A 19,725-nucleotide genomic window follows, 5' to 3' on the forward strand; every position below is an offset into this window, starting at 1 on the left:
AATATTACCTCCATTTTGCAAACATATCATATGTTTGTTTTACTGCTTCTATTAATCTATCAACATCTTCTTTTGTATTATAAAAATATATACTTGCTCTAGATGTTGCATTTATTCCCATATATCTCATTAAAGGTTGTGCACAGTGATTACCAGCTCTTATACAAACTCCAAAAGTATCAAATATTGAAGCTACGTCATGTGGGTGTACTCCATCTATTTCAAAAGATAAAACTCCACCTCTTTTTTCAATATCCTTTGGTCCATATATTTTCACGTATTCAAGCTTACTCATTTCTTCATATGCATAAGTCATTAGTTCTTTTTCAATTTTTTCTATGTTCTCCATGCCTATTTCATTTAAGTAATCTATTGCCTTTGATAAACCTACTGCACCTTCAACATTTTGAGTACCTGCTTCAAATTTATATGGTAATACGTTGAACGTAGTATCTTGTTCATATACATACTCTACCATATCTCCGCCAAACATTAAAGGTGGCATTTTGTCTAGTAGTTCTTTTTTACCATATAATACACCTATGCCCATTGGTGCTAATAGCTTATGGCCTGCAATTACTAAAAAGTCTGCATTTATGTCTCTTACATCTACTTTCATATGTGGAACACTTTGTGCTCCATCAACTATAACTACAGCACCTTTTGAATGCGCATATTCTGCAATTTCCTTTACAGGATTTATTGTTCCTAATGCATTAGATACATGTGTTATACTTACAATCTTTGTTTTTTCAGTAATCTTACTTCTTACTTCTTCTTCTGTAAGCTCACCATTTTCATCAGTGTACATATATTTAAGAATTGCACCTTTAGCTTTTGCTACTTGTTGCCATGGAATTAAATTTGAATGATGTTCCGCAATTGAAATTACTATTTCATCACCTTCACTTATAAAATTCATTCCATATGACATAGCTAAAAGATTAAATGATTCAGTTGCGTTTTTAGTGAAAATTATTTCTTCTCTATATTTTGCGTTTATAAATTTTTTAACCTTTTCTCTTGCTTCATCATAAGCTTCTGTTGCAAGTACACTTAATTCATATGCCCCTCTATGAGGATTTGCATTAGATTGTTCATAATAATCTTTTATAGAATTTATAACAGAACTAGGCTTTTGTGTTGTAGCAGCACTATCTAAATAAACTATTCTCTTTCCATTTCTTTCTTTATTTAATGTAGGAAAATCCTTTAAAAAATTTCTATTATTCATTATCCAAACATTCCTTTATTGAAGCTAATATTGCTTCTCTTATATTTTCATTATCTATTTTGTCTATTATTGGATTAAAGGCACCTTCTATAATCACTCTTCTAGCATCATTATAGTTTAAGCCTCTACTCATTAAGTAGAATAGTTTTGCTTCATCTATTTTACCTGAAGCTGCTGCATGTTCTCCAGATACATCATCTTCTTCACAAAGTAATAGTGGAAGAGCTTTTCCCTTAACTTTTGGAGATAGTATCATACAATATTCATCTTCTACTCCAACACTTCTTGAAGCTCCTCTCTTGAAATCAAGAGTTCCTCTGAATATTTTGTTTGCTTCTCCCTTTAAGGCTCCCTTAGTTGTTATTTCTGACTTACTTCTTCTTCCTTTATGAGTCATAACATAATTCATATCTATAACTTTCTTATCTCCACCTAAGTAAATTGAACTAAGTGTTGATTCAGAATTATCTTCAAGTAAATCACCATGATAATTTGTGATACTATTTTTTCCGCCTAAGTCTATTGAAACAAAATCAACTTTACCATTGTATCCAACATCTGAAAGGTTTGAATCTAAATTCATTGTATTTTTGTTTAGCAAGTTTACTTTAACAACTTGAATGTTGCTATTGTTCTTACTAAATATCTTACAGACACCATTATGATATCCTTCACTATCATCTAATGAATTATATTTTATGATAACTTTGGCATTAGAATCTTCTTCAGCAACTATTAGTATATTATCTACTAAAGTATTGTTTTCATTATCCATATTAAATTCTATAATTATTGGTTCTTCAACCTTAGAATTCTTAGCTATATTTACTATATATCCTTTATTAAAATCAAATTCACCTTGATTTACTATTTCATCTGAAACTCCATAGATAAACTTCTTATTTAATGGAAATACATTTCCCTTATTAAGTTTTTCTATTGTAACTCCTTCTAAATCATTACCAGTTATTTTATCATTATTAAAACTTCCTATTTCAGGAGCTTTATAATCTCTTAATGTTATATCATTAACATTTAACCAGCTTTTAGTTCTTACAGGAGTCTTATTTAAATTATTGAAATTTAAATTATTATTCATTATCCAATGCTCCCTTCTAATTCAAGCTTAATTAAATTATTCATTTCTACCGCATATTCTAGTGGTAATTCTTTTGATATAGGTTCAACGAATCCTCTTACTATCATTGACTTAGCTTCTTCTTCACTTATTCCTCTACTCATTAGATAGAATATAGCTTCATCACTAATTTTACCTATTTTAGCTTCATGTCCTATTTCAACATCATCATTCATTAAATCTATAACTGGTATAGTATCAGATTTAGATAAGTTATCTAACATTAGTGATTCACATGACACTACTGATTTAGAATTATAAGCATTTGCATTTACTTTTACAACGCCTCTATAAGTAGCTGCCCCTCCATTTTTTGAAATAGATTTTGAGTTTATTGTTGAAGAAGTATTTGGTGCTGCATGAATTATTTTTGCTCCAGTATCTAAGTTTTGACCTTTACCTGCAAAAGATACTCCTGTAAATTCTGCTCTTGCACCTTCTCCTTTTAAAATACTCATAGGATAAAGCATTGATATCTTTGATCCAAATGATCCTGATACCCATTCTATTCTTCCGTTCTTTTCAACTATAGCTCTCTTTGTATTTAAGTTAAGCATATTCTTTGACCAGTTTTCTATTGTACTGTATCTAAGAGTAGCTCCTTCTTTTACAAATAACTCAACACATCCTGCATGAAGATTAGTCATGTTATATTTAGGTGCTGAACATCCTTCTATAAAGTGAAGTGTAGCTCCTTCTTCCACTATTATTAATGTGTGTTCAAATTGACCTGCACCTGGTGAGTTTAATCTAAAATAAGATTGTAGTGGAATATCCACATTTACACCTTTTGGTACATATACAAATGATCCACCTGACCATACAGCTCCATGAAGTGCAGCAAATTTATGATCACTTGGAGCAACACATTTCATAAAGTATTCTCTAACTATATCTTCATATTCTTTAACTGCTGTTTCCATATCTGTATAAATTACACCTTGCTTAACAAGATCTTCTCTTATACTATGATAAACAACTTCTGAATCATATTGAGCTCCAACTCCAGCTAATGATTTTTTTTCTGCTTCTGGTATTCCTAAAAGATCAAATGTCTTTTTAATATCTTCAGGAACCTCTTCCCAACTTTCATTTAGCTTTGATTTTGGTCTAACATATGTAACTATGTTATTCATATCTAACTCATCTAATGATGGTCCCCAAGTTGGAAGCTTAATTTCATTATATATATCAAGAGATTTTAATCTAAATTCTCTCATCCATTCTGGTTCTTCTTTTTCTTTAGATATAGTTTCTACGATTTCCTTTGTTAAGCCTTTATCTGCCTTGAAGTCAAATCTGTCTTCATTTTTAACATCGTAGACACCTCTATCCATATCATCTACATAGGTCTTCTTCTTTATTTCCAAAGTATTCACCTCCATATTACATTGCTGCTTCTGCTTTAAAAGCTTCATATCCGTTTTGTTCTATTTCTTTAGCTAATGTTGCATCTCCAGTTTTAACTATTTTTCCGTTAACTAATACATGAACATAGTCAGCCTTTAAGTTTTCAAGTATCTTTGTATTATGCGTTATTATTAACACTCCATTTTCCTCATTTGCAAACATCTTTATACCTTGTGAAACTATTCTTATAGCATCTACATCTAAACCTGAGTCAGTTTCATCTAGTATTGCTAATTTAGGACTTAGCATAAGCATTTGTAATATTTCATTTTTTTTCTTTTCTCCACCTGAGAAACCTACATTTAAATATCTCTTTGCATATTCGTTATCCATTTTTAATTCTTTCATATTATTCTTTAAATCTTTATCAAACTTTAAGAACTTAATTAATTGTCCATCCTTAGCTATTTTAGCGCTTCTTATGAAGTTTTCTACAGTTATACCTGGCACTTCTTCTGGATGTTGGAATGATAAGAATAAGCCTTTTTTAGCTCTTTCATCAGTTTTTAATTCTGTTATATCTTCACCTTCAAATGTAACTTCGCCTTCAACTTGCTTATATTTTGGATGAGCCATTAAAGTATTAGCTAATGTTGATTTTCCAGCACCATTTGGTCCCATTATAACGTGAATTTCACCTTTATTTATCTTTAAATCTAAGCCTTTAAGAATTTCTTTTCCTTCTACAGCTGTTTTTAACCCATTTATATTTAATAAAACATCATTCATATTTACATCTCCTTAATTATGTTTGAATTTATTTTAAGTATATTTAAATTAATCCTTATTATTTCACTCTGAATTAATTATATCATACTAAATTACTCAGATTTAATCAACTGGTATTTTTTTTAATTTGAACTATATTGCCTAATTATTTTCTAATAACTTATATTAGCTTTGCATTTCTAAATATCTTTTTATTTTTATATTAAAAAGATGCTCAGTCTCAGAAATCTATTTAATATAAAATTTATTCAATTTCAAGTAAGCTTTATAGTCTTAAAAAGTTAATCTCTTATTTTTATAAAGGGGCTCGCGTTTCGCGAGCCCCTTTTAAACCATTGATTCTACTTGCTTAAAGACTTTTTTAAGCTTAAATAGAAATTTTTGTTTATTATTTATATATGCGCCAAAAGAGAAGCTCGAAATAGAACTTCTCTTGTTATAGGCCAATATTAAAATTTATTTTGATACATCCCCTACTTTTTATAATTCTTTAGCCAATACATACCTTCTTAATCCGCCATACTTAATTTTATCTTTTCTAATCTTATATCCTAAGTTTTCAAATGTATTAACACTATACTTATTATATGGTGACGCTGTTGATGTTAATAATTTAACATTATCTTCTTTAGCTATATCTTCAATTTTTTCACAAAGTATTCTTTGAAGACCATTTCCTCTATAATCACTTCTAACTACAGTTGATTCAACTTGACCAACTTTAAGCAACTTTTCTCCTTCTAGATCCAAATCATATCCGTAATTTCCTTTTTCATATCCTTTTTTTATATAAACTGCCATAGCAATTAACTCTTCTTTTTCATTTAAATAGCCTATTATTTTAGCACCTTTTTTAAAATATGCTATGAATTCATTCTTTTCTGTAGGAGCATATAATTGCTTATCTTCTAATCCATCTATTATTATATCTTGTAGCTCCATTATTTGATCTATATAGCTTAAATCTAATTCTCTATATTTTGCATCAACCCTATTCCCACTCTTATCTTTTAACTTCAGTATCTCCTGCATTTTAATATCCCTCCTTATTGTAACTTATATAATATCATATTTTTTAATAATACTATTGTTAATACTAAAAACAGGCGTATATTTTTATATAGCCTGTTTTATATAGCCTGTTTAATATAAATAATTATATTAACTGCATACTTTCAATAATTATATTAACTAATTAAATATTTTTTATAATATTATTTCAACTTTCTAAAAAATTAAATATTTTTTCTAAATAAGGAACTAGTACATCATCATTTTCTAAGTAAAGTTCATGTTTAGCATTTTCAAATCTAACTAATTCACATTTATCACATTTTTCTGAGAATCGTCTTTCTCCTCTTTCCCCAACTAAAGTATCATTTCCGGCTTGAAAAATCAAAACTGGTATCTTTATTCTTTCTATATGTTTCTTCTTAAATATATACTTAATTGCCTTTAAAGATTCATATAACCATCTGAAAGATCCCCCACCTCTTTGTATCTTTTCATTGCATACTATCTCTTTATAATATACTCTATACCTACTTTCATTCGATGTTGATGCTAATATAAAATCGTATGTACTTTCATAAGGCATATTACCAAATATAAATTCATCGCCCTTACCAAGGCATATACTTATTTTGGCTATAGCTCTAGCTAAACAACATGGAACCTTTCCTATTGCTATTTGAAACATGGGACATGATAAAATAGCCTTACAAAAATACTCTGGATATTTTTCTATAAACATAGCACCTATTGCACCTCCCATGGAATGAGAGAATAAGTATAACCTTTTATTATTTTTAATTACTATATTGTCAAGAAACTTTTTAAAATCCTCAATATAGTAATTGAAATTCTCAACATTTACTTGTGTTTTATCCTTTACTCCTAGTTTTCCTGACCTACCGTGTCCCCTGTGCTCCATTATATAGACTGAGTATCCTTCTCTTATAAAGTAATATATTATTTCCCTGTATTTTTCTATACATTCAGTAAAGCCGTGTGCAATGACTATTTTACCTATTTCTTTTTTAGGTTTATATTTTTCATAATATATTTTCACATTATTTTCTCCAGTGAAATATCCTGATTGTTTTATATATGAAAGCTCTTTTTTCACCTTTTCTACTACATCTTCGTCCATACCAAAATTATTAAAATATTCTCTTTTATTGCTCATAATTTCGTCTCTCATTTTAGCACCTCTTATACACAATAGTCCTTAATATTTTATCTCATTTTGGAAAATTTATTAAAAAAGGTAGGGATAGTCCCTACCTTTTTAGCTTAATATAAAATTTTGCATTGCAAGCAACGCTTTAACATCTATATCTTCATTTGAATTTATAAGTTTCCTTGCTTCTTCTTTTGAAACCATTATAACTTCTATATCTTCATCATCTTCTAAGTTTTCTGATGATATTTCACCATCACATGTACATTGAACAAGTGCTATAGATTCATCAGTCATACCTGCAGATACATAAACCTTCTCCTTGGTATTTTTATAATCTATGTTTATAAGATTTAGCCCTGTTTCTTCTTTTAATTCTCTCTTTACCGCTTCTTCAAAGCTTTCATTATTATCTATAAGTCCAGCTGGTAATTCAATAATATATCCATTTATAGGAACTCTGTATTGTCTTATCATAACTAGTTTATCTTCTTTTACATGTTTTGCGACTATTACAACAGCATCTATTTTATCTTCTGCTCCATGAAAATACTTATCATTTATAGTTTCCAAATCCTTCCTTGATGCTATAGTCCAGCTCCTTAAAACGCCCTTTTTATTTATGTAATCCGCGTTATATAACTTTAAATATTTTGTATCTGCTAATGTTGTTATCTTCCTTACCTGTACCTTACTCATACTCTCAACTCCATTACTATTTTAGTTCACAGCTATTATTATATATATTTAATTTTTATTTTACAAATGATTTAACCTTTATTACTGGTATTAATTCACTTATTGATTTAAAATTATATTATAATATTTTTTTGCAGTAATAATAAACAATTCTGAAATAAACTTGATTTTAATATTTTATTATATCTTAAGCAATTGGAGGATGTATAAGTTTGAAAGAAATAAACAATAAATTTAAGCAAAATATTTTACTTGGAACATATTTAATTATTCTATATTTTGTATTATTAAACATAAAGTATGTAATTAGTACATTTGGAAACATTTTAGGAATACTAAATCCATTTATCGTAGCATTTGCAATGGCATTTGTATTGAATTTGCCTATGAAATTTTTTGAAAAAAATGTATTTTATTTTTTAGATAAACAAAAATCAAGTTTTGTAAGAAATTTAAAAAGACCATTATCTATTTTAACAACATTTATTACTATTATTGGGCTTATAATAGCCTTAGCTTTATTTGTTATTCCTCAGTTAATATCAAGTGTTTCAACCTTGCTAGACACTGTCCCTGAATATATAAGGTCTTTTGAAACTTTGATAAATCAATTTATTTCATCAACTGAGATTCTACAAAATTTATATGATACTTTAATGAGCACATGGAAGGAATTACTTCAATTCTTTGGAGGATTATTAACTACATCTCTTAGTAGTATATTAAACACTACAATGAACATAACTAGTGGCGTTGTTAATTTTGTTCTTTCTATAGTACTTACAATTTATATGCTAGCTAGTAAGGAAACTTTAATCTATCATTTAGAAAAGACATTGTATGCTTTTTCAAAAGAAAATATAGCATATAAAATAATAGAAATAGGTAGACTTGCTAATGTTACTTTTGCAAAATTTATAACTGGTCAATGCATAGAAGCAGTTATATTGGGAGTTCTTTGCTTTGTAGGGATGAATATATTCTCAATGCCTTATTCATTGCTTATTAGTGTTCTTATTGGAGTAACTGCATTGATTCCAGTATTCGGAGCTTTTATTGGTACTATTCCAGCTGTATTCTTAATACTTATAATAAACCCTATACAAGCTCTATGGTTTATTGTATTTATTTTATGCTTACAACAATTTGAAGGTAATATTATTTACCCTAAAGTTGTTGGAAACTCAGTTGGGCTATCTGCAATATGGGTTATGCTTGCTATGTTAGTTGGCGGTAGTACCCTTGGATTAATAGGTATGCTAATTGGAATACCAACATTTAGCGTAGCTTATCAACTTATTAAAGAATATACTAATAAAAGATTAACAAATAAAAACATAAAAATGTAATAAGGAAGTGAGAGTAATCTCACTTCCTTATTACATTTCATCTATTTTTTTTAAAATTTCATCACATATTTTATGAGTATTTAAAGCATCTTCTATTGTTGGATTTGCTTGAATTCCTAGCTTTACAGAATTAATAAACTCATTTATTATACTTTCAAATCCTCTTCTATATAAAATAGTATCCCAATCTTTAAAGTATTTATTTTCTTCTACATTGTTTATTAGCACTCTCGAATCCATTAAATTTCTAACTATTACTTTTTTCCCTGATGAAGTATATTCTAGTTCTTCTTCATTAGCTCCACTATCTCTATTCATCATAGCTATACATGTTGTGTTCTTGCTAGTCATTGTAACAACAAGATTATAAATTAATCCATCTTTCTTTAGTCCATTTACGTTTATGTTTTCTATCTCATCATCTGTTAAAAATCTTAAAGTGTCTATAACATGAATAAAATCATCTAAAACAAACACAATTGGCTCCTTTGGACTACTCAATCTATTTTTCTCTAATTTAATAACAGAAGGAATTCCATATTTTTTTAACTCTGAATACATTGGTGCAAATCTTCTATTAAATCCAACCATTAAAATTTTATTAAGCTTTTTAGCTAAATTAGAAACTCTAATACTTTCTTCATAGCTATAACTTATAGGCTTATCTACATAAACATGAATATTATTATTTAAAAGCTTTTCTATTATTTCTATATGACTTTCAGTTGCGGTATGAACAAAGGCTGCATCGATATTCATATTAATTAACTCATCGACAGTAGATGCAGATTCCCTTACCCTATATTTTTTTGATAAGCTATTTAATCTTTCCTTATTACGAGTACAAAATACTATTTCTATTCCATCTATAGCTGTAATAACAGGTAAATAAGCCTTTTCACATATATTACCTAAACCAATTATTCCTATTCTCATCAAACTCACCTCTTTAAACTATATTTTAATTACATTTTATCATAAAATAAAAGCGAGAAGATACCAATATCCCCTCACTTAAATAAGATTATCTAATTTATCTTTATTTTCTTTTATTACTTCTATAAACTTTTCTGCAATAACTGGATCAAATTGAATTCCACTAAACTTTCTTAATTCTACTATAGCTTCATCATATGTTTTTCTTTGATTATAAGGTCTATTTGAAGTCATTGCATCAAAGCTATCAACAACAGTAAGCACTCTCGATAAGTAAGGGATTTCTTCGCCTTTTAATCCGTCTGGATAACCAGTTCCATTATATTTCTCGTGATGATGCAATATAATTGGCACCATATTTTCTAATGACTTGACAGGTCTTATTATTTCAACTCCACTTTCTGGATGTTGCTTTAATAACTCCCATTCTTCTGCTGTTAATGGCATCTTCTTCATTAATACATCTTGTGCTATATTTATCTTACCTATGTCATGCATATATGCTGAATATATTAATGTATCAGTATCAATTTTATTTAACTTTAATTTCTTTGCTAACAATCTACTATATAGCACTACTCTCTCTGAATGCCCATATGTATATCTATCCTTAGCATTAATTACACTTATTAAAGTCTTAATGGATGTAACTAATTCTACATCTTTTTCTTCTATATCATTCTTAAGCTCATCTAATATTGAAGTATATGTCTCAACTCTATTCTTATTAAAGAACTTTGCTCTATACAATGCGTCATCAGCACTCTTTATAAGTTCTACATCACTTTTAGCTTTATCTGGATAAACAGAAACCCCCATAGAAGCTGTTAAAACTCCCCTTGGCTGATTCTCTTCACCATAAAACTTAGTTTCCTCTATAGTTAATCTTAATTTATCTGCTAATAACGTAGCCTCTTCTTCTGTAGTATTTGGTAATATCACAGCAAATTCTTCTCCCCCGTATCTCGCTGCAATATCATCTTCCCTTATATTATTTTTTAATAAACTACCAATAGTTCTTAAAACTTCGTCTCCCTTTTGATGTCCATATAAGTCGTTATAATGCTTAAAATAATCTATATCAACAAATATCATAGAAGTAGGTTCTTTATACTTCTCTGATAATGTTATTTTCTCTTTCAATGCATCATGGAAATATCTATGATTAAATACTCCTGTTAGTCCATCCTTATTTACTAATTCTTCTAACCTATTAATATGCTCCCCTTCAATTTTAACATAAAATCCTAGTGGCCAAGCTGTAAGAAGAAAAATCCCTGATAATATCAAGTCATTTTGAAAATACTTATTAACACTTGCATTAGGCATACAAATAATATCCATTCCTAATATTAAAGTTGAAGATATTAAAGCAACTATTATTCCATTTTTTAAACCTAACTGTATAGTTGAACTAGTTATTATAAATAAAAATAGATATTTATATTCACTTTCATTTGCTCCTGACAATATGACGGTTATAAAAAATACAGCAATAAAAACTAAGTTTTCTATAAAGATTATAAACCTATACTTTCTTTTATTTATTCCACTATTTAAAGAAAGTGACCATATCATATATATTGCTAATAACAACAATATCACAAATCCAACACCTACAATTATAATTCTCTGACTTATCAAATTATCTAAAATTTCATTTTCCTTAAAAATATATTGAAAGAATATTATAGCCGTGAACATTAATGATGCCAATTTTACTATTGAAACCATATCATTTATTTGTTTTCTTCTGTCTTCATTTATTGTTTTCAAACTGTTCACCTCATCACTACTTAAAATAGGGATCGGAATAATCCGATCCTATTTAATTATTCATCTCTTAAAGCTTTTGGCTCTTCTGGTTGATATACAGCCCAAAAACAAGCTGAAGTAGATACTACAGATGCAATTACTGTAGCAAAAGCAGCAACAGCCATTAAAATTTTGTTGTTTAATCTTTTCATTTTTTTTCAACTCCTATCATCTTTAAAATTTTTATTAATAAAGAGTCTATTGCATTAACTATAGTATGACCATGTTTTGTTAAAGTTAGAACCTGCCATAATACTCCAAAATATATACAGGCAGAATAAACTAAAAAAGTATTATTTTTATTAATATAATACATTATTATATTATAGCTTACTATAACCATATAAATAGTTAATATTATTATAGAACTCTTTTTTAATCTCTTTATTTTTTCTTCTTTTTTTATTGGTTTATTGGGACTATCCACTGGAGCTAATTTATAAATAATACTTAATGAACTAATATATATAATAATTCCTATAAAAATCATATAAGTAATATTAAGCTTAATATTTTCAATAAAATATGCAGGTAATACTGCTACGACAATTCCTATTAATATACAATTAAATGGAGTACTTGCATGAACTCCACCTGAATATTTTCTTAAAATAGCTTGGACAAAAGATATTATTAATGATTCAATCATTACATCAAACAGTATTCCAAATAACCCCACTGATAGTATTGATATAACCATATGTACAACAGCATATAATCCATATTCTATAATACTTCTTTTGTCATCATCTAAATTTAATTCCTTTTTTAAATTATAAGATATCTTCTTACAAAATAATTCTAAACTCATTTTTTCAGCTTCCTTTTTTTATTAATTATATAAAACATGATAATTATTATGAATGTGATTAGTAATGATGGTAATCCTAGAATAGATTTTTTTACTGGGTCTTTAAATAACTGATCTAAATTAAGTTTCATTAAATTAAGTATTGAAATATTTATCCCTTCTGATATCAATTGAATTAAATAAAGAATTATAATACTTTTTACCGAATGAATAGCCTCCACCTTATTATATGATATCGATATGAATAGCAAGACTAATACTGATAGTATCATATGTACTCCATAATTTATTGGAAGACTTCTTATTATAAATACTGCAACTGAGAATATCAAACTAGATATTATCAACTTTTTTTTATCTATTTTCAATTGTGAAAAAATATAAATAGAAAACACAAAAAGAAATCCTTCTGGTAGTACCCTTAAGAAAAATTCTATTGGTTGTAATTTTAACATGACTTCTCTCCTTCTTATAAGCTCTTTAATTAAATAATTAACTTATTTTCTCTTTTGATATATTTAATTGTTTTACTACATTATAAATTATAATAAATACATAAACTCTAATAAAAATATCACCTATGCTAAGAACGCTATAACCAAGATCAAATATATCCGTTAAAGGCTTTAGCTTAGTACTTGAATCACCTAATATATGTATATCATTTACTTTATCAAAGGCTTCTATTTTTGCATATCCAGTAAAAAAAGATAGTGTTGGAAAAACTGGCATAAATCCATTATTAGCAGATATGGCTATATCATTTAATAATCCTCCAATAATAACAAATATAGAACCTATTATAGCTGATATGTATTGCCTATATTTAAATATCATTGGTAAATATGAACATAAATATAAGGCTTTTAATATTCCTACATTATTTATTACTACGTAATTGTCCATAAAAATATTAACTTGTATAATCAAATATACAAATTCCATAAATAGTACCGGATATATTGTCCAACTTTTAAATAAAGGCTTTATTTTTAATTTTTTTATTTTACAAAATATTAAAGAAATTAATATTGTTTCAATCATAAAATGCCCTTTCGATTATTATTATTTAGTAGTCTATTAAAAAAATATATCTTTAGTATGATTACATAATAATTATACTATCACCTGTTATTCTTTTCCATAGTTTTTTTCTAATTAAAACGTTTTTTTTGATATTTTTCCCAATATTTTGTTTTTTCTGATTAATTTTATTAGAATAAAAGGGAAACTTACCGTTTCCCTTTATATTGTATAATTAATTCTTAATACATTTTATAATATAGTTAACTATATTATATCTATCATTTAATTAGTTCTTTTTATAATTAATGTGTAAAATATGATGAGCAATATAACTATTTGGTTTTTGTAAATAATCCTTATATAACTTTTGTATCATAGGGTTTTCATGAGATTTTCTGATAATTTTATTTTTATCTTCGTTATATATTGCATTCATTCTCTTTTTCAATATATCTCTATTGGACTTTATAAAAGGTTGTCCTCCTCCATCAATACATCCTCCAGGACACGCCATTACCTCTATAAAATGATATTTTGAATTTCCATCTTTAATTTCATCCATTATTTTTTTTGCATTTCCTAATGAGCTAATAACTGCTATATTAATTTCTTTTCCATTTAGGTCTATCTTAGCCTCTTTAATTCCTTCTAACCCTCTAACATTTTCAAAGTCAATTTGTTTTAATTCCTGACCAGTTATCCATTCATAAGCAGTTCTAAGTGCAGCTTCCATTACCCCTCCACTAGTTCCAAAAATAGTACCTGCTCCACTTGACATTCCTAAAGGATTATCAAATTCTGAATCCTTTAAATTAACTATATCTATTCCAGCCTCTTTTATAATTTTAGCAAGTTCTCTTGTAGTTATTACTAAATCTACATCTTTTATACCATCAATGCCTTTCATTTCTGCTCTGTTTGCCTCATGTTTTTTAGCTATACATGGCATTATAGATACTACAGTTAAATTTTCTCTTTTTACAGACAACTCTTGAGGAAGATAATTTTTAGCTATAGCTCCAAACATTTGTTGAGGCGATTTACAGCTAGATACCAGATTAATATTTTCATAATAATTAGTTTCAGCATAATTTACCCAAGCTGGACAGCAACTAGTTATAAGTGGTAAGTTTTCTCCCAAAGTAATTCTTTCAATAAATTCATTAGCTTCCTCCATTATAGTTAAATCAGCGGCAAAATTAGTATCAAAAACAGAATCAAAAGATAATAATTTCAGTGCAGTTACAATTTTTCCTGTTGATAATTTACCAGGCTCTAGCCCAAATTCTTCTGCAAGTGCATATCTAACTGCTGGTGCAATTTGAGCTATAACATATTTATTATTATCATCTAAAACTTCCCATATTTTTTTATAATCACTTTTTTCTCTTAATGCTCCTGTAGGACAAACTGCTACACATTGTCCACAATAAGTACAGTTTGTATCCTTTATCGAATCATTTGAAAATGTTGATACATTGGTTTCAAATCCTCTATTAGCTATTGTTATTGCATGTACCTTTTGTATATCATTACAAGCAGTTACACATCTTCTGCATAAGATACACTTTTCTCTATCTCTAATAAATCCATCAGAAATATCTAGGTCAAATTTTACCTTTTCGCCTTCATACTTATTTTCATCTATTCCTAAATCAGAAGCTAATTTTTGCAACTCACAATTCATATTCTTATCACAATTTAAACAATCTTTAGGATGATTTGATAATAATAACTCTACTATAGTTTTTCTTGCTCTAATTGCTTTTAATGAATTAGTTTTTATAGACATTCCTTCTCTTACTTCAGTTGCACATGCTGGTACTAATCCATCCCAACCTTCAACTTCAACAACACATACTCTACAAGTTCCCTTACAGTTTCTTGTTTTCCCATCTACCATATACATATGACATAATGTTGGTAAATTTATATTAAGTTTTTTTGCAGCATCTAAGATACTAGTTCCTTTTTCTACTTCTATATTAACTCCATTTATCTTAGCATTAACCATTTAAACTTCCCCTCCTAAGCTAGTTTTTATTATAGCTTTAGTTGGACATGCTTCGTAGCATAAACCACACCTTATGCACTTATCAATATCAATACTATGCTTTTCTCTAATCTTACCCTTAATAGCTAATACAGGACATGATCTTAAACACTTAGTACATCCAATACAACTATCTGTAACCTCATATTTAACTAATCCCTTACACACTCCTGCAGTACATTTTTTATTTATTACATGATCTTTATATTCATTATTAAAGAACTTTAAGGTACTTAATACTGGATTTGGTGCTGATTCTCCAAGTCCACAAAGAGAAGCATCCTTTACAACTTCACATAGTTCCTTCATTTTTTCTAAATCTTCTTCTTTTGCAGTTCCATCAGTAATTTTCTTTAGCAATTCTAATATTCTTTTATTTCCTATTCTACAAGGAGTACATTTACCACAAGATTCATCAACACTAAATTCTAGATAAAACTTAGCTATATCAACCATGCAGTTATCTTCATCCATTACTATCATTCCACCTGATCCCATCATGGAACCTATTGATGTTAAAGTATCATATTCTATAGGTAAATCTAAATACTCTACTGGTATGCATCCACCTGAAGGTCCTCCAGTTTGTATAGCCTTTAACGATTTATTATTGACAATTCCACCTCCTATTTCATAAATTATGTCTTTTAAAGGCATTCCCATTGGAATTTCTACTAATCCTACATTATTAATATTCCCTGCTAACGCAAAAACCTTAGTTCCAGTAGACTTTTCTGCTCCTATTGAGCTATACCATTTAGCACCATTGTTAATTATTTGACTAATATTTGCAAAAGTTTCCACATTATTAACACAAGTTGGTCTTTGCCATAGTCCTTTTTCTGAAGTTCTTGGTGGCTTCATTGTAGGTTCTCCTCTTAATCCTTCAATTGAATGAATTAATGCTGTAGCTTCACCACAAACAAATGCTCCTGCTCCATACTTTATTTCAATGTCAAAATTAAATCCTGTATTTAAGATATTGTTTCCTAGAATTCCTATTTCTCTTGCTTGCTTTAATGCTATTTTTAATCTATGAACAGCTAAAGGATATTCTGCTCTTATATAAATATAACCTTTGCTAGCTCCAATAGCATAACCACAAATAGCCATTGCTTCTAATACTGAATTTGGATCCCCCTCTAATATTGCTCTATCCATAAATGCTCCTGGATCACCTTCATCAGCGTTACAAATTACATATTTTATATCACCTTTTGCTCTTCTAGCAGCTTCCCACTTTCTCCCTGTTGGAAAGCCTCCGCCCCCTCTTCCTCTAAGGCCAGATTCACTTATTTCTTTTATAACATCCTCTTGAGTCATAGTTGATAGAGCTTTCCCAAGTGCTGTATAAGCCCCTCTTCCTAGAGCATCTTCCATATTTTCCGGATCTATAACTCCACAATTTTTTAATGCTATTTTTACTTGTTTTCTATAAAAAGGTATCTCTTCTTTTACCTTTATCCTTTCTTTAGTTTCTTCATTTTCATAAAGCAATCTTTCAACAACTGTGCCTTCAACAATATGACTTTCTACTATATCCTTAACATCTTCTTCAGTTACCTGTATATAAAACACCTTATCAGGCATAATTTCTATTACTGGTCCTTTTGCACAAAAGCCAAAGCATCCTGTCATTATTACCTTTACATCTTCTTGCAAATTTAATCTTTCTATTTCTTCTTTAAATGCTTTAAATATATTATCAGAGTTTGAAGCTTTACATCCAGGTCCTCCACAAATCAATATATGCCTTTCTTTTATTTCATCTTTATTAAATTTTTCTGGATTTTCTCTAACCTCTATTTTCTTTTTACATTCTTCATGCATCTTTAATAAATCATTATAAGTATTTATTCTATTCATATTAACCTTGCTCCCTTAAATTATTTATTAATTCATTTACTTGAGGCTTAGTAAAATATCCATAAACTTTATCATTCACAAGCACAACTGGTGCTATAGCACATGAACCAACGCATCTCAATGTATCTAGAGTAAATAGTCCATCCTCCGTTGTTTCACCTTCTTTTATTCCTAGAATCTTTTTAAAATCCTCTAGTATATCGCAGGCTCCTCTAACAAAGCAAGCTGTCCCAGTACATACACTTATAACATATTTACCTTTTGGCTCTGTAGAAAAATATGAATAAAAAGTTATTACACCATACACCTTAGATACTGGCATATTTAGTCTATCAGCTATATACTCCTGTACCTCTCTTCCTAAATATCCATATAATCCTTGTGCATGATGCAATACTGCAATTAAGGAACTTTCATCATCGTTTCCTTCACTGATGAATGATTCCAATTCTTTAAATTTACCACATTTGTCTCTCAAATTATCTCCCCCATTTTGTAATAATTTCAATTTTCAAAATTTTCCAATAATTAAATGTTAGCATACTTATATTTATTTTTAAACATATATAAGATTACTTATCATAATTTATTTTATTAATTATTAGAACTTAAAATTCTTATACTTTCTTTCTAATTAAAAAAGTTGTATTCTAATTTTTTATATTAGAATACAACTCTTATATCTTATAGTATATTTTTATTCATAAATAAATCACTATATGTCTTATATTTAAATTCCACTTATAAGACACATATAACCTTTATCTTTCTCCATATATATTCAATGAAAAACCTTTTTCTAAAGCTTCTTTTGCATATTCCTTTGCTCCAAATAATGATAAATCTCTGTAATTTCCACATTGAATTTCATTAGCTGCTGGTATTTCTGTTGCATTTAAAACTTCTCTTAATGATAATTCTAATGCTTCTTTTATTTCAGAAGCTTCTCTATCTCCCCATATACTTAAATAAAAGCCTGTTCTACATCCCATTGGAGATAAATCTATTATTCCTTCCAATCTACCTCTTAACTCATGTGCTAAAATATGCTCTAATCCATGCATAGCTGCAGTTCCAAAAGCCTCTTTGTTTGGCTGTAAAAACCTGATATCAAACTTTGTTACATTATCTCCTTTTTCACCTGTTAATAAACAACACTTTCTTATATAAGGTGCTTTAACTATTCTGTGATCTAATTCAAAACTCTCCACTTTTTCCATTTTCTTTCCTCCATATAACCATATTATTTATATTTAATATTATCCTAATTAATATATTAACTAATTTATTACTCCTTCACAATTATTTATAGTATCTAATATAGAAAATATACTTGTACTTATTCTTTTAGCAACATATGAATTATTCATGGTATATAAATGAATTCCATCTACTCCACTTGATATCAAATCTATTATTTGCTCTGTGGCATATGCAATTCCAGCATCTCTTAATGCTTCAGGCTTAAATTCATATTTATTCATTATTTTAATAAATTTCTTTGGCAACTTAGCTCCACATAATGAAACTATTCTATTTATTTGCTTAGTATTTATAACAGGCATTATTCCAGCTTGTATTGGAACATCTATATTATATTTATCTTTTTCTTCTAAAAATCTATAAAAGTACTCATTGTCAAAAAATAATTGAGAAATTAAATGTGTAGCACCTGCCTCTTGCTTTTTCTTTAGATTAATCAAATCATCTTCTATACTTATACTATCTAAATGCCTTTCTGGATAACATGCAGCAACTATATTAAAATTATCTCTTTGTTTTATATGCTTTATAAGATCACTTGCATGTTCAAATTCATTATTTCCATTATAATCTGAAGGTATATCACCTCTTAAAGCTAATATATTTTCTATTCCTGATTGCTTTAGATTATCTAATATAGTATTTACTTGATTCTTATTTGAGTTTATACATGTTAAATGAGCTAATGGTTCTATTTTATATTTATTCTTTACTATAGATGAGATCTCACATGTCATATTCTTAGATAAGCTTCCCCCAGCCCCATAGGTTACACTTATAAAATCTGGTTTTAAACCTTTTAATTCTTCTAAAGTATTATAAATAGTATCAATTCTTGATTCTTGCTTTGGCGGAAATATCTCAAATGAAAAAACCACCTCTTTTTTATCAAACAAATTTTTAATATTCATTATAGCCCCCCTTTTCAATGGATAATTGAAAATATATTCAAATTATATATTTTTTATACATAAAAAATACCCAAAGGATAACCTTTAGGTATTGATATAACAGCCTATAAATTACCCTTATCTAACAGGAATTAGCACCACACAATAAGGTGTTAAAATGAATTTTGTTCATTTTAATTAACCTACGTAGGTTGCTGGGTTTCTTAGGGCCAGTCCCTCCACCACTCTTGATAAGTTTCAATCTTATTTTTCTATATTACAGTATATTTAAAAATATTTTTAAATATACATCAAAATTCACAT

19 protein-coding genes and 1 riboswitch are annotated in these 19,725 nt (G+C 28.1%); of the genes, 1 reads left to right on the forward strand and 18 read right to left on the reverse strand.

All coding sequences use genetic code 11. The features are described from left to right. Positions 1–4: 4 nt before the first annotated feature. The 7 genes from I2E83_RS04520 to I2E83_RS04550 all read right to left on the reverse strand — a co-directional run bounded on the left by I2E83_RS04520 (position 5) and on the right by I2E83_RS04550 (position 7,392). Positions 5–1,234, reverse strand: a complete 1,230-nt coding sequence (locus I2E83_RS04520; protein WP_195262563.1) for a cysteine desulfurase — start codon at positions 1,232–1,234, stop codon at positions 5–7. Then, positions 1,227–2,333: a Fe-S cluster assembly protein SufD gene (gene sufD, locus I2E83_RS04525; protein WP_195428790.1), complete on the reverse strand. Its 1,107-nt coding sequence runs from the start codon at positions 2,331–2,333 to the stop codon at positions 1,227–1,229. Before sufD ends, I2E83_RS04520 begins: the two co-directional genes overlap by 8 nt. Continuing rightward, positions 2,333–3,742 (reverse strand): Fe-S cluster assembly protein SufB, encoded by a 1,410-nt coding sequence (gene sufB / locus I2E83_RS04530; protein ID WP_279325019.1) that lies wholly within the window; start codon positions 3,740–3,742, stop codon positions 2,333–2,335. The genes sufD and sufB overlap by 1 nt, the downstream gene beginning before the upstream one ends. Positions 3,743–3,758: 16 nt before the next feature. Continuing rightward, positions 3,759–4,511 carry a Fe-S cluster assembly ATPase SufC gene (gene sufC / locus I2E83_RS04535; RefSeq protein WP_195262565.1) on the reverse strand — a complete coding sequence of 251 codons (753 nt, stop codon included), beginning with the start codon at positions 4,509–4,511 and terminating at the stop codon, positions 3,759–3,761. 480 nt (positions 4,512–4,991) lie between these two features. Beyond that, complete coding sequence (locus I2E83_RS04540; protein WP_195262566.1) at positions 4,992–5,543, reverse strand: GNAT family N-acetyltransferase; 552 nt, start codon at positions 5,541–5,543, stop codon at positions 4,992–4,994. A 187-nt stretch (positions 5,544–5,730) separates the two neighbouring features. Next, a complete protein-coding gene (locus I2E83_RS04545) occupies positions 5,731–6,714 on the reverse strand; it encodes an alpha/beta hydrolase (RefSeq protein ID WP_195262567.1) in 984 nt (327 codons plus the stop codon). An 87-nt stretch (positions 6,715–6,801) separates the two neighbouring features. Continuing rightward, positions 6,802–7,392 (reverse strand): NUDIX hydrolase, encoded by a 591-nt coding sequence (locus I2E83_RS04550; protein WP_195262568.1) that lies wholly within the window; start codon positions 7,390–7,392, stop codon positions 6,802–6,804. Between the two features lie 212 nt (positions 7,393–7,604). Between I2E83_RS04550 and I2E83_RS04555 the strand changes: the two genes are divergently transcribed. Further along, positions 7,605–8,741: an AI-2E family transporter gene (locus tag I2E83_RS04555; RefSeq protein ID WP_195262569.1), complete on the forward strand. Its 1,137-nt coding sequence runs from the start codon at positions 7,605–7,607 to the stop codon at positions 8,739–8,741. 30 nt (positions 8,742–8,771) lie between these two features. Here the strand turns inward: I2E83_RS04555 and I2E83_RS04560 are convergent, their stop codons facing one another. The 11 genes from I2E83_RS04560 to metF all read right to left on the reverse strand — a co-directional run bounded on the left by I2E83_RS04560 (position 8,772) and on the right by metF (position 19,422). Next, positions 8,772–9,677, reverse strand: a complete 906-nt coding sequence (locus tag I2E83_RS04560; protein WP_195262570.1) for a Gfo/Idh/MocA family oxidoreductase — start codon at positions 9,675–9,677, stop codon at positions 8,772–8,774. A 78-nt stretch (positions 9,678–9,755) separates the two neighbouring features. After that, entirely contained in the window at positions 9,756–11,411 is a 1,656-nt protein-coding gene (locus I2E83_RS04565; RefSeq protein ID WP_195262784.1) for a diguanylate cyclase, read from the reverse strand. A 98-nt stretch (positions 11,412–11,509) separates the two neighbouring features. Next, on the reverse strand, positions 11,510–11,644 hold the full coding sequence (locus I2E83_RS04570) for a cyclic lactone autoinducer peptide (RefSeq protein WP_195262571.1): 135 nt from the start codon (positions 11,642–11,644) through the stop codon (positions 11,510–11,512). Then, positions 11,641–12,303 carry an accessory gene regulator B family protein gene (locus tag I2E83_RS04575; protein ID WP_195262572.1) on the reverse strand — a complete coding sequence of 221 codons (663 nt, stop codon included), beginning with the start codon at positions 12,301–12,303 and terminating at the stop codon, positions 11,641–11,643. The genes I2E83_RS04570 and I2E83_RS04575 overlap by 4 nt, the downstream gene beginning before the upstream one ends. Next, on the reverse strand, positions 12,300–12,758 hold the full coding sequence (locus I2E83_RS04580; RefSeq protein ID WP_195262573.1) for a hypothetical protein: 459 nt from the start codon (positions 12,756–12,758) through the stop codon (positions 12,300–12,302). The genes I2E83_RS04575 and I2E83_RS04580 overlap by 4 nt, the downstream gene beginning before the upstream one ends. A 37-nt stretch (positions 12,759–12,795) precedes the next feature. After that, positions 12,796–13,347: a DUF5317 family protein gene (locus tag I2E83_RS04585; protein ID WP_195262574.1), complete on the reverse strand. Its 552-nt coding sequence runs from the start codon at positions 13,345–13,347 to the stop codon at positions 12,796–12,798. Between the two features lie 268 nt (positions 13,348–13,615). After that, positions 13,616–15,343: an NADH-dependent [FeFe] hydrogenase, group A6 gene (locus I2E83_RS04590; RefSeq protein WP_195428792.1), complete on the reverse strand. Its 1,728-nt coding sequence runs from the start codon at positions 15,341–15,343 to the stop codon at positions 13,616–13,618. Further along, the gene (locus I2E83_RS04595) at positions 15,344–17,248 is read right to left on the reverse strand and encodes an NADH-ubiquinone oxidoreductase-F iron-sulfur binding region domain-containing protein (protein ID WP_195262576.1); all 1,905 of its coding nucleotides are present in this window, start codon (positions 17,246–17,248) and stop codon (positions 15,344–15,346) included. Between the two features lies 1 nt (position 17,249). Next, positions 17,250–17,726: an NAD(P)H-dependent oxidoreductase subunit E gene (locus I2E83_RS04600; protein WP_195262577.1), complete on the reverse strand. Its 477-nt coding sequence runs from the start codon at positions 17,724–17,726 to the stop codon at positions 17,250–17,252. Positions 17,727–18,009: 283 nt separating this feature from the next. Continuing rightward, the gene (locus tag I2E83_RS04605; RefSeq protein WP_195262578.1) at positions 18,010–18,468 is read right to left on the reverse strand and encodes an S-ribosylhomocysteine lyase; all 459 of its coding nucleotides are present in this window, start codon (positions 18,466–18,468) and stop codon (positions 18,010–18,012) included. A gap of 60 nt (positions 18,469–18,528) precedes the next feature. Continuing rightward, positions 18,529–19,422 carry a methylenetetrahydrofolate reductase [NAD(P)H] gene (metF, locus tag I2E83_RS04610; protein ID WP_195428794.1) on the reverse strand — a complete coding sequence of 298 codons (894 nt, stop codon included), beginning with the start codon at positions 19,420–19,422 and terminating at the stop codon, positions 18,529–18,531. 114 nt (positions 19,423–19,536) lie between these two features. Next, positions 19,537–19,659, reverse strand: a riboswitch (SAM riboswitch). Positions 19,660–19,725 lie beyond the last annotated feature (66 nt).

The sequence above is a fragment of the Clostridium sp. D46t1_190503_E9 genome, assembly GCF_015555225.1.
GTDB lineage: Bacteria > Bacillota > Clostridia > Clostridiales > Clostridiaceae > Clostridium.

Coding starts and splice junctions, on each gene's coding strand:
- sufD (WP_195428790.1), bottom strand. CDS start 2,333: ATGAATAATAATTTAAATTTCAATAATTTAAATAAGACTCCTGTAAGA.
- sufC (WP_195262565.1), bottom strand. CDS start 4,511: ATGAATGATGTTTTATTAAATATAAATGGGTTAAAAACAGCTGTAGAA.
- I2E83_RS04520 (WP_195262563.1), bottom strand. CDS start 1,234: ATGAATAATAGAAATTTTTTAAAGGATTTTCCTACATTAAATAAAGAA.
- I2E83_RS04595 (WP_195262576.1), bottom strand. CDS start 17,248: ATGAATAGAATAAATACTTATAATGATTTATTAAAGATGCATGAAGAA.
- I2E83_RS04585 (WP_195262574.1), bottom strand. CDS start 13,347: ATGATTGAAACAATATTAATTTCTTTAATATTTTGTAAAATAAAAAAA.
- I2E83_RS04575 (WP_195262572.1), bottom strand. CDS start 12,303: ATGAGTTTAGAATTATTTTGTAAGAAGATATCTTATAATTTAAAAAAG.
- I2E83_RS04565 (WP_195262784.1), bottom strand. CDS start 11,411: ATGGTTTCAATAGTAAAATTGGCATCATTAATGTTCACGGCTATAATA.
- I2E83_RS04570 (WP_195262571.1), bottom strand. CDS start 11,644: ATGAAAAGATTAAACAACAAAATTTTAATGGCTGTTGCTGCTTTTGCT.
- I2E83_RS04605 (WP_195262578.1), bottom strand. CDS start 18,468: ATGGAAAAAGTGGAGAGTTTTGAATTAGATCACAGAATAGTTAAAGCA.
- I2E83_RS04560 (WP_195262570.1), bottom strand. CDS start 9,677: ATGAGAATAGGAATAATTGGTTTAGGTAATATATGTGAAAAGGCTTAT.
- I2E83_RS04550 (WP_195262568.1), bottom strand. CDS start 7,392: ATGAGTAAGGTACAGGTAAGGAAGATAACAACATTAGCAGATACAAAA.
- I2E83_RS04580 (WP_195262573.1), bottom strand. CDS start 12,758: ATGTTAAAATTACAACCAATAGAATTTTTCTTAAGGGTACTACCAGAA.
- I2E83_RS04540 (WP_195262566.1), bottom strand. CDS start 5,543: ATGCAGGAGATACTGAAGTTAAAAGATAAGAGTGGGAATAGGGTTGAT.
- I2E83_RS04590 (WP_195428792.1), bottom strand. CDS start 15,343: ATGGTTAATGCTAAGATAAATGGAGTTAATATAGAAGTAGAAAAAGGA.
- I2E83_RS04545 (WP_195262567.1), bottom strand. CDS start 6,714: ATGAGAGACGAAATTATGAGCAATAAAAGAGAATATTTTAATAATTTT.
- metF (WP_195428794.1), bottom strand. CDS start 19,422: ATGAATATTAAAAATTTGTTTGATAAAAAAGAGGTGGTTTTTTCATTT.